Source organism: Nocardioides koreensis, assembly GCF_039531775.1.
GTDB lineage: Bacteria > Actinomycetota > Actinomycetes > Propionibacteriales > Nocardioidaceae > Nocardioides > Nocardioides koreensis.
The window spans coordinates 175821-185968 of the sequence record NZ_BAAAQR010000011.1 but is presented as its reverse complement, the minus strand read 5'-3'; the positions used below and the strand labels follow the sequence as shown (position 1 = coordinate 185968).

Here is a 10148-nt window from a genome sequence, read left to right as displayed (position 1 = left end):
CGATCGCGAAGTACCATCCCGAGCTGCTCGAGCAGCGCGAGAAGACCGGCAAGAAGGGGTGGCACGTCACCCTGCGCCACCCCGCCCCCGGCGACGTCGACGGCACCAGCTACCTCGACGTGGCCGGGGACACCCTCGACCTGACCGCGTTCCACGACCTGGTCTGCGACCAGGCCGCCGCCCTCAAGGCCCTCGGCGACACCGACGACCTGGAGATCCGCAAGGCCAAAGCACTCGGCGTGATCGCCGCCCAGCAGGCCACCCTCGACCTCACCGCCCTCACCGGCGACGACCGCGACGACGACCGCGACGGCGACCGCGACGGCGACCGGTCTCCTGTGGTCGAGCCGGTCGCGACCGTCCCGGTGCGGCGGCGGCAGACCGTCTTCTACGTCCACGCCTCCCTGGCCGACCTGCTGCACCTGTCTGGCTCTCCCGAGGGGGATGCCCCGGTCGGTCGGGTGGAGAAGCTCGGCCCGGCCACCCTGACCAGGATCCGCGACTGGCTGGGACGTTCCGAGGACGTGGTCATCCGGCCCGTGCTCGACCTGAACGCCTGCCCCGAAGTGGACGGGCACGACCCGACCGAGGAGATCCGCGAGATCGTCATCCTCCGCGACGGCCACTGCATCTTCCCCTGGTGCGCCGTCGACGCCCGCCACACCGACCTCGACCACATCGAGCCCTACGTGCCCCTCGACGAGGGCGGACCGCCCGGGCAGACCAACCCCCACAACTTGGCCTGCCTGTGCCGGCGACACCACCGCTGCAAAACCTCGGGCCGCTGGAGATACCGAAGACGCGACGACGGCACCTACGCATGGCACGGCCCCCACGGCCGCAGCTACCTCGTCACCCCGCTCGGCACCATCCAGCTCCACAACAGCTGAGCACCAGCTGACGTCAGCAGGCTCCACCAGCCGCACCCCGGGCGATGGAGCCTGCCGGCACGCCCTGAAGGCTCAAGTCGACGTGTTGGTCAGACCTCGTCGAGGAACCGGTCGAAGACCCGTGCCCCGAACTGCAGCGCGTCGACCGGGACCCGCTCGTCCACGCCGTGGAAGAGCGCGGTGAAGTCCAGGTCGGCGGGCAGCCGCAGCGGCGCGAACCCGTAGGAGCGCAGCCCCAGCTTGTTGAAGTGCTTGGCGTCCGTCCCACCGCTCATGAGGTACGGCGCGACGATCGCGTCCGGGTCCTCGGCGAGGATCGACCGGCCCATGGCGTCGACCAGGTCCCCGTCGTACGGCGTCTCCCAGGGCTGCTGCCGGGAGACGTAGTCGATGGTGACGCCCTCCCCGCACAGCTCCGCGAGCGTGTCGAAGAACTCGTCCTCGAAGCCGGGGAGGAACCGGCCGTCGACGTGCGCGGTGGCCTCGGTGGGGATGACGTTCACCTTGTAGCCGGCGCCGAGCATGGTCGGGTTGGTGGTGTTGCGCAGCACCGCGCCCAGCATGCGTGCCGCCCCGCCGAACTCCTCCACCAGGCTCTCGGCGTTCTCCGGGGTGGCCTCGGTGCCCGCGAGCTCGCCGACCGCGGCGAGCAGGGTCCTCATCGTCGGTGTCAGCCGGACCGGCCACTGGTGCGCGCCGATCCGGGCGACGGCGGCGGCCAGCTCGGTCACGGCGTTCTCGCGGTTGATCATCGAGCCGTGACCGGCCCGGCCGCGGGCGGTCAGCCGCATCCAGGCCATGCCCTTCTCGGCCGCCTCGACGAGGTACATGCGGCGGCCGCGCACGGTGGTGCTGAACCCGCCCACCTCGCCGACGGCCTCGGTGCACCCCTCGAGCTCCTCGCGGTGGTCCTCGACGAGCACCTGCGCACCCTTGTGGCCGCCCGCCTCCTCGTCAGCGGTGAAGCAGAGGACGACCGGCCGCTCCGGGACCCGGCCCGCGCGGGTGCGCGCCCGCACGACCGAGAGCAGCATCGCGTCGAAGTCCTTCATGTCGACGGCGCCGCGACCCCAGACGTAGCCGTCTCGGATCTCGCCCGAGAACGGGTCGACCTGCCAGTCCTCCGCAGCGGCGGGTACGACGTCGAGGTGGCCGTGCAGCAGGAGTGCACCGCCGTCCCCGGGCGAGCCGCCACCCCAGTGGGCGACCACCGAGGTGCGGCCCGGCTCGGACTCGTGGAGCCGGGACTCGATGCCCACCTCGTCGAGCAGCGTGGCGACGTACTCGGCCGCCTTCCGCTCCCCCGGGCCGTCCTCGTCGCCGTAGTTGGAGGTGTCCATCCGGATCAGCTCGCGGCAGAGCTCGACCACCTCACCGGCCGGGTCGTGAGCCGGGTCGTGCGTCGCCTGTCCGGTGTCCCCTGGGTAGCCAGCCATGGCCCCATCCTGACACCCTCGGAAGGGGGGTGCCCGATTGAAGGATTCCGGGCGTCCTTTGCTACTGTTCCACCGCACTCGTCCGGGTGGCGGAATTGGCAGACGCGCTAGCTTGAGGTGCTAGTGCCCGTATTAGGGCGTGGGGGTTCAAGTCCCCCCTCGGACACGACGACGAAGGGCTCCCACCGATCGGTGGGAGCCCTTCGTGCGTCTGGGACGGCCCCACAACGGCCCGCGTCTCACCCGTCGGGGGTGAGGTCCCGTCTCCGGCACGCAGGGCACGGTGGAGCCGTCCGGAGAACACCACGGAAGGACTGCACCGTGACCACCAAGAGCGACTTCGACACCGACGACTGGGCCCGGATCGTCCGCGCCCCGATGATGGCCGGGCTGGCGATCACGCTGGCCGACCCCGGCGGCCCGATCGAGGCCGCGAAGGAGACCATGGCCACGATGCGGAGCGCGACCAACCCACCCAGCCGTGAGCAGCTGCTGTCGGAGGTCGCGCTCGACGTGCAGGAGATGGTCCAGCACAAGCAGAACCCGCTCAAGGGCTACAAGCCGACCAAGGACCAGCCGACCGGGGACCAGGTCATCGGCGAGCTGCGCGCCGTGCACGACATGGTCGCGGCCAAGGCGACGCCGGACGAGTCAGCGGCGTTCGGCCAGTGGCTCGTGGCGGCCGCTCAGGCGGCCGCTGACGCGGCGAAGGAGGGCGGCTTCGTCGGCTTCCACGCGGTCCGGGTCAGTGAGCGCGAGCAGGCGATGATCGACCGGGTGCGCGAGACCGTCGCCGCCTGACCCACGACGAGGGCCCGCCTTCCTCTCGGGGGAAGGTCGCGGGAAGCCCTCCGTCGCAGCCTCTAGGTCATCACTTGAACGACCTGGAGGCCGGGATGTACGACAACCTGATCGAGGAGCGGGAGGTCCGGGCCCGACCGGCCGCCCGGCTGGACGGGGACTGCGCCGCGGGGGCACGCGCGATGCTGCCGCTGCTCGTGGCCTACGCACCGTTCGCGCTCATGGTGGGGGCGGCGGTGGCCGCCAGCGACAACCCGCTCGCGGCCTGGCTCTCGACGTGGACGATCTACGGCGGCGCCGCCCACCTCGTCACGCTCGACGTGCTGGCACAGGGGTCGGGATGGGCCGCGGCAGCCGTGGCCGGCCTCCTCGTGCAGACCAGGCTGTCGGCGTACTCCACGGCGATGGCCCCGGACTGGGCGGCGGCCACGCTGTCGCGGCGACTGCTCGCCGGGATCCTCCTCACCGATGCGCCGTGGGTGCTCACCCGGGCACGGGAGTCCGGCCGGCGTGGCTTCTACCTCGGTGCCGGGATCACCCTGTTCCTCGCCTGGCCGGCCATGGTCACCGTGGGCGCACTGAGCGGGGACTTCCTGAGCGGCAACCCTGCGGCCGCGCTGGTGCCGGCGCTCGTGCTGGGCTGCACGGTCGCCACCCAGCTGCGGCACCGCCCGGTGCTGGTGGCCTCGGCCGCGGCAGGCCTGTCCGCGGTCGTCACGGCGCCCGTGTCGGCCGGGGTGGCGCTCGTCGCCGCCGCTGCAGCCGGCACCGCCGCAGGCCTGCTCGCTGACCTGGCGACCCGCGGCGGCCCGCCCGAGGCGGTGGCGTCGTGACGGTCGCGCTGGCCGTGGTGCTCGTGGGCGGCGGGAGCCTGCTCCTCCGCGTCCTCCCACTCCTCGGCGCCGCCCGGATCCCGGACCGGGTCACCGTCCACGCGGGTCGTGCGGGGATGGCGGTGCTCGCCGCCACGACCGTCCGCACGGTCGTCCAGCACCGGGACAGCTCTCTCGCCGGCGCCTCCGTGACCGCGCCGGTCCTCGCCGCCCTCGCCGTCGGCCTCGGGCTCTGGCTCGCCTACCGCGGTCGGTCGCTGCTGCTCGCGGTGGCAGCGGGCCTCGCGTCTTACCTCACCCTCGCGGCGGTCCTCGCCGCCCGGACCTGAAGGAACTGCCATGACCATCGCGTGGCACCTGCCCCGCCGCCCCTCGGCACGGTCGAGGAGCCAGCACGTCCCCGTCCGGCTCCCCGGGGGCGGCACCGTCGCACTCCGGCCGCTCCGCGGGGGCGAGACCGAGCCGCTGCAGGCTGTCTTCGACGGCATGTCCGTCGACTCGAGGGCCCAGCGCTACTTCACGCCCATGACCCGCCTACCGGCGGGGCTGGTGGCCGCGCTGGCGGACGTCGACGGTGACCACCACGTGGCCTGGGTGGCCGTCCTCGGGGGGCGCCCTGTCGGGGTGGGCCGCTACCTGCTGGACGACGCCGGGGTCGCCGAGGTCGCCTTCGAGGTCACCGATGCCTCTCGCGGCGCCGGGATCGGCACGATCCTCCTGGACGCGGTGACGACCGTCGCCGCGGCCCGCGGAGTACGCCGGGTCCGCGCGTCGGTGCTGCCGGAGAACCAGCCCTCGCGGCGACTGGTCGCCCGGCTGGGCGTCCACCTGACCCTGGCCGACGGCCTGCTGGAGGGCGACGGGCCACTGCGGCTGCTCGATCCGCCGCGCGTGCACCGGCATGCCGTGGTGGCGCTGGCCTGCAGGGTCGCGGCCGCCGACGGCCAGGATGGCCCGTGCGAGGCTGTCGAGGCGTAGGCGGACCTGCGGGTCCTCTGGTCCTTGGCCGGCCCCGTCCCGGGTGATCGGATGGGAGTGGCCGGCGCGGGGTCCGCCCACGCCGATGGCCGGGTGAGGGTGATGCGGGTCCAGGTTCGGCTGCTCGGCAGGTTCGAGGTCGTCGTCGACGGCCGGCCCGTGCCTGCCCGGAGCTGGCGCCGCCAGTCCGCCAGCCGCCTGGTCAAGCTGCTGGCGCTGCAGCCCTCGTGCCGACTCCACCGCGAGCAGGTGATCGACGCCCTGTGGCCCGACGTGCCGCCCGACACCGGTGCGACGCGGCTGCACACCGCCGCCCACTACGCACGCGCCGCCCTCGGCGAGACCCGCAGCGTGGTGGTGTCACAGGGAACCGTTGCCCTCTTCCCGGACGTCGACGTCGAGGTCGACGTCACGGTCTTCGAGCGGGCTGCGGGCGCCACGCGCGACGGCGAGGACGCCGCCGCTGCGGTCGCGCTGTACGGCGGGAACCTGCTCCCCGACGACCTCTACGAGCCGTGGACGGAGGAGCCTCGCGGCCGGCTCCGGTTGCACCACCGGGAGGTGCTGCGTGCGGCAGGGCGGTACGACGCGCTCGTGGCCGACGACCCGCTGGACGAGGACGCCCAGGTCCAGCTGGTCCGGGACCTGCTGCGGCAGGGTCGACGGCACGACGCCATCGAGGCCCTCGACCGGATGGCACAGGTCCTCGGGCGCGAGCTCGGTGTCGAGCCGTCCGAGGCCGCGCGACAGCTCCGCGCGGAGGCCGAGGCGATGCCGGCCGGGACGTCCCCGACCGCGACATCGCTGCCGGCGCGTGTGGTCCTTCCCGCGGCGCGGAACCGCCTGATCGGCCGGGGCGGGGACCTCGACGAGGTGGCCGACCTGCTGAAGCGGCACCGGGTGGTGACGATCACCGGGCCGGGCGGTGCCGGCAAGTCCACGCTGGCCCTCGCCCACGCGAGAGGCGTGCAGTCCGAGGACGGCGCTGAGGCCGACGTCGTCTTCGCCGAGCTCGCGCCGGCCCGTGAGGCGGACGAGGTCACGAGGGCCGTCGCCGAAGCGGTGGGCGTGCAGGGCGAGGCAGCGGTCCGGGCCCCCGCGCTCGCAGCGACACTGGGACCGAGGCCGGTGCTGCTCGTCCTCGACAACTGCGAGCACCTGCTGGACGAGAGCTCGGCCCTCGTCGACGCGATCCTCGACGCCGGCGAGGAAGCGCGCGTGCTGGTCACCAGCCGGGAACCGCTCCGCGTCGACGGGGAGGCGGTGCACGCCCTCGGGTCGCTGGGCTCCGGCGCCGCGGAGCTCTTCGTCGACCGGGCTGCGGCCGCGGCGGGGGCGGACGTCGCGGAGGTCCACGACCCGAGGGTCGCGCTGCTCTGCGCGCGGCTGGACGGCCTGCCGCTGGCCATCGAGCTGGCGGCGGCGCAGATGCGGCACCTGAGCCTCGACGAGCTGGTCCGCCGGCTGGACGATCGGCTGACCCTGCTGGCCGGCGCTCGGCCCCGGGGCGGCGCACGACACTCGGCGCTCTCGGCCACGATCGACTGGAGCTACCGGTTGCTCTCCGACCGGACCCGGGACGTCTTCGACCGACTGGGCGTCTTCCCCTCGACCTTCGACCTCGACGCCGTGGTCGCCGTCAGCGGCGAACCCGACCCCGCCGCCGTGACGAACGTCGTGGGCGACCTGGTCGCGAAGAGCCTCGCCGTGCACGACCGGGCGAGCGGGCGCTACCGGCTGCTCGAGACGATCCGGCTGTTCGCCGCCCAGCAGCTCGCCGAGTCCGGTCGGCACGCCGAGGTCGTCGAGCTGCTTCGCCGGCATGTCGTGGACCGAGCGTCGGCGACGTCGCGCACGGGGGCCTGGCTCTCCACCTCCCTGGCCGCGCGCAGCCGGGACGACCTCGACAACGTCCGCCTCGCGTTCGAGGCCTGCCTGGCCCGCGGCGACCTCAGCGGCGCCGTCGACGTCGCGCTCGGGATCAGCATGCTCTGGCGCAACGCGGTCTCCTACGCCGAGGGCCGCCGATGGGTCGGCGCCCTCCTCGCGAGCAACCTCGACGACACGGACCGGTTGTGGGCGCTGCTGTTGTCGGCCGACGTCGCGCTGGGGGCGGGCGATCCCCGGACGATGCGCGGGGCGGCCACCAGGGCGGCGCGGCTGGCCGACCGGCTCGACGACCCGGGCGCCTCGGTCGTCGTCCTCATCTACGAGGCGCTCGTGCACCTGGACGACCCCGCCCGCGCGACCCGGAGGCTCGAGGCGGCCGGCCGCCGGGCCCGCGACATCGGCGAGCCCGGCCTCGCCCGGCTCGCTCGCGGCTACCGCCTGGTCACGCTCCGCATGCAAGGGCCGTGCGAGGAGCTGGTCGCCGAGGCCCGGGACGTCGTGGAGACCGTGGGCGCGCGCGACTACGACCGTTATCTCTGCCACTGGGCCGCCAGCCTGCTCGCCCTCGTGGATCGTGACGCTCCCCGGCTGCGCCGGCTGATGGATGCGCAGCTGCGCGACCTCGCCGCGACCGGACTGCGAGAGAACTGGCTGACGATGTACTGGGGCGCCCTCGCCCTCGTCGTGGAGGGCGAGGACTACGTCGACCAGCTGCGGCGTTCCCGTGCACGCGCGGAGGCGGAGGGCCGGGTGGCCGACGCCGACTGCGTCCTCGCGCTCGCGTGCGCGGCCGCCTGTCGCGACGACTGGGAGGAGGCCGCAGAGCTGGTCGGGGCGGCGGCCGGCACGCTGCTGGACGACACGGCAGGCTTCTTCCACCTCTCGCTGGTTCGAGACCAGATGGTGCGGCCCCGGCTGGACCCGGAGGCGTTCGCCGCCGCGACCGCCCGCGGCGCACAGAGCGATGTCCGCGCGATCCTCGCGGCGCACGGTGTCTGAGGCAGGGCCGAAGGTCTCTAGGCCGCTCCCGCCGGTGCGGGACAGCGTGGCGGTGTGAACGAGAACGCAGACACCGTGAGCACCGCCCGTGCGGCCCTCGACGAGCTGGGCAAGGACCAGCCCGAGCACCAGCGCACGAGCGTGCAGTGTCGCCACAGCCACCACGTCGCTGCCGTCTACGACACCTCCGCCGGGCTGGTCTACCGATCCCTCACCGGGCCGCACGCACACGGGTCCCGGGACTTCGTGGACACCGCCCACCACGCCGCCCACCGCGGGCACACCTACGTCGACCTGCTGGAGCCGGGTCCCATGGCGGAGGACGGCCTCCCCGGATGGTGCGACTGCGGGTCGTGGACGCTCTCCCGCAGGGAGCTGCTCGGACAGGTGCAGGCCGGCCACCGCACCGTCCACCTCCCCGAGGGTCAGGTCCCGCGGGGCGGAGGGTCCTGAGGCTCGCGTGGCTCCTGCGGCGCGGCGGGATCGAGCCACGCGCGGCCGACGTAGGAGACGACCACGGCCACGATCACCAGGGGCATCACCTCGAGCCCGTCAGACATCAGCAGGAGCGTGGCCAGCAGGACCGAGACCAGCGGATAGCCCAGCATGGCGACGCACATCGCCCCGATCCCCATCGCGGCTCCGGACACCGTCGCCAGCCCGGGCAGGTGTCCCATCGCGACTCCGCCGGCGGCACCGATGAACATCGCCGGGAAGATCGGCCCGCCCCGGAAGCTGCTCAGGCACAGGCCGTACGCCAGCCCCTTGCACGCCACGAGCAGCAGCAGCGTCCCCAGGGAGTACTCCGCGCTGTGTGCCACCAGCGGCCCGAGCGCCTCCTGACCCGAGAAGAGCACGTCCGAGGAGCTCTTGTCGGTGACCTCGCCGTAGCCGACGGCGAGCACGGCGACCAGCAGGCCCACCGCCGGGGTGGCCAGCAACAGCCTCCGCTCCACCACGGGTTTCAGGGCCAGGCCGATCCTGCGGATCCCGCTCCCGAGCAGCGCCGCCGCTGCGCCGATGACGAACGCCCAGCCGAACTCGGCGAGCGTGGGGCTGCCGACCGACGGCAGGCCCGAGACGGCCAGCGAGGTGGTGCCGAGCCCGGTGAGCGAGTCGAGGCCGATGAAGACCAGCGACCCGATCCCGGCCGCCAGGAGTCCGGGGGCCAGCATCAGTGACGTCATGGCTCCACCGATGCCGGCGATCTCCATGAGCAGGAAGGCGGCGGGCAGCGGCGACCCGAGCAGGGTGCTGATCGCGGCGAAGCTCCCGGCGGCGCCGATCAGCGCCACGGCCTGGGACGGCGCATCGCGCCTGAGCAGCCGCACCGCGCCGGCGGCGAGCCCCCCGCCGATCGCGATCAGGGGCGCCTCCGGCCCGAGGACCGCCCCGAACCCGAGCGTGGCCAGGGCTGCCAGCGCGATGCCGACGAGCTCCACCGGCGTCGGCACCCCGCGGCCGGCCCGGAAGCCGTCAGCCGGTGTCTCGCCGCCGTGGCCGGGGAGGTACCGGACGGTGAGTGCGACGAGCACACCACCGGTCACGAGGACGGGGACCGGCCACCAGGCCGGTGAGCCCAGGCCCGCGGCCTCGGGCAGGTCGTCGTACATCCACTGCTGCAGGTGCGTGGCGAGCTGCAGGAACCAGTACGACACGAGCGCGACCGGGGCGCCGAGCAGGGCGGCGACCACCAGGATCGTGACGTAGCCACGCGACCTGAGCAGCGAGAGCGGGTCCGGAGGCGACTGCGGCGTTGCCTGCGACGTCGAGGATGTCATCGATCCGCTCCCGGCCGGTGCCGCTCGTCGCGGCGGCTCCGGCCCTCCTGGACGGCGCCGAAGATCACGCGCGCGATCAGCCCGACGAGCACGAGGCCGCCCATCATCTGCACGGTGGTGACCGCTCGAGCGGTCTGCGAGACCGCCGTGATGTCGCCGAAGCCGACGGTGGCGAACACGGTGACGGTGAAGTACATCGAGTCCAGCCGGGTCATCGGCTCCGAGAAGGCGCTCGGCGCCGACTCCCCCATCAGGTAGTAGGTGACCGAGAACAGGGTCAGGAACAGCGGCACGGACATCACCAACGCGCTGATCGCCTGCGCGGCGGGGTACGGCGAGCGGAGGATCTCGCGGATCTGCCAGGCCAGCAGGGCGGCGAGGACCACGAGGCCGACGACGAGCTGGACGAAGGTGTCGGCGGCGACGTCCGACGTCAGCGGCAGCACGAAGTACGCGTAGACGAGGGCTGTCGAGACGAGCAGCGAGCCCCCCACCATCGCCAGCGGTCGACGCCGCCGGACGCGTGGCGAAGCCACGTCC

10 protein-coding genes and 1 tRNA gene are annotated in these 10148 nt (G+C 73.6%); 8 read left to right on the top strand and 3 right to left on the bottom strand.

Annotated elements, in window-relative coordinates; translation table 11 throughout:
• Nucleotides 1-890: HNH endonuclease signature motif containing protein (locus tag ABD268_RS17280; RefSeq protein ID WP_344155060.1), on the top strand; the 890-nt coding region annotated here is incomplete at its 5' end.
• Nucleotides 891-979: 89 nt separating this feature from the next.
• Here ABD268_RS17280 and ABD268_RS17275 read toward each other — a convergent pair.
• Complete coding sequence (locus ABD268_RS17275) at nt 980-2326, bottom strand: M20/M25/M40 family metallo-hydrolase (protein WP_344155057.1); 1347 nt, start codon at nt 2324-2326, stop codon at nt 980-982.
• An 80-nt stretch (nt 2327-2406) separates the two neighbouring features.
• Here ABD268_RS17275 and ABD268_RS17270 point away from each other — a divergent pair.
• The 7 genes from ABD268_RS17270 (at nt 2407) to ABD268_RS17240 (ending at nt 8280) form a co-directional block, all read left to right on the top strand.
• Nucleotides 2407-2492: transfer RNA gene (locus ABD268_RS17270), tRNA-Leu, on the top strand.
• 155 nt (nt 2493-2647) lie between these two features.
• Entirely contained in the window at nt 2648-3127 is a 480-nt protein-coding gene (locus ABD268_RS17265) for a hypothetical protein (RefSeq protein ID WP_344155054.1), read from the top strand.
• 74 nt (nt 3128-3201) lie between these two features.
• A complete protein-coding gene (locus ABD268_RS17260) occupies nt 3202-3960 on the top strand; it encodes an AzlC family ABC transporter permease (RefSeq protein WP_344155051.1) in 759 nt (252 codons plus the stop codon).
• Entirely contained in the window at nt 3957-4289 is a 333-nt protein-coding gene (locus ABD268_RS17255) for an AzlD domain-containing protein (RefSeq protein WP_344155049.1), read from the top strand. The genes ABD268_RS17260 and ABD268_RS17255 overlap by 4 nt, the downstream gene beginning before the upstream one ends.
• A 10-nt stretch (nt 4290-4299) precedes the next feature.
• Nucleotides 4300-4938, top strand: coding sequence for a GNAT family N-acetyltransferase (locus ABD268_RS17250; protein WP_344155046.1), 639 nt, complete (start codon nt 4300-4302; stop codon nt 4936-4938).
• A 102-nt stretch (nt 4939-5040) separates the two neighbouring features.
• On the top strand, nt 5041-7827 hold the full coding sequence (locus ABD268_RS17245; RefSeq protein WP_344155043.1) for an ATP-binding protein: 2787 nt from the start codon (nt 5041-5043) through the stop codon (nt 7825-7827).
• A 54-nt stretch (nt 7828-7881) separates the two neighbouring features.
• The gene (locus ABD268_RS17240; protein ID WP_344155040.1) at nt 7882-8280 is read left to right on the top strand and encodes a hypothetical protein; all 399 of its coding nucleotides are present in this window, start codon (nt 7882-7884) and stop codon (nt 8278-8280) included.
• On the opposite strand, the gene ABD268_RS17235 is transcribed toward ABD268_RS17240, so the two are convergent.
• A complete protein-coding gene (locus ABD268_RS17235; RefSeq protein ID WP_344155037.1) occupies nt 8253-9608 on the bottom strand; it encodes a chloride channel protein in 1356 nt (451 codons plus the stop codon). The two genes, ABD268_RS17240 and ABD268_RS17235, sit on opposite strands and share 28 nt — an antisense overlap.
• Nucleotides 9605-10144 carry a potassium channel family protein gene (locus ABD268_RS17230; protein ID WP_344155034.1) on the bottom strand — a complete coding sequence of 180 codons (540 nt, stop codon included), beginning with the start codon at nt 10142-10144 and terminating at the stop codon, nt 9605-9607. Before ABD268_RS17230 ends, ABD268_RS17235 begins: the two co-directional genes overlap by 4 nt.
• Nucleotides 10145-10148: the final 4 nt, after the last annotated feature.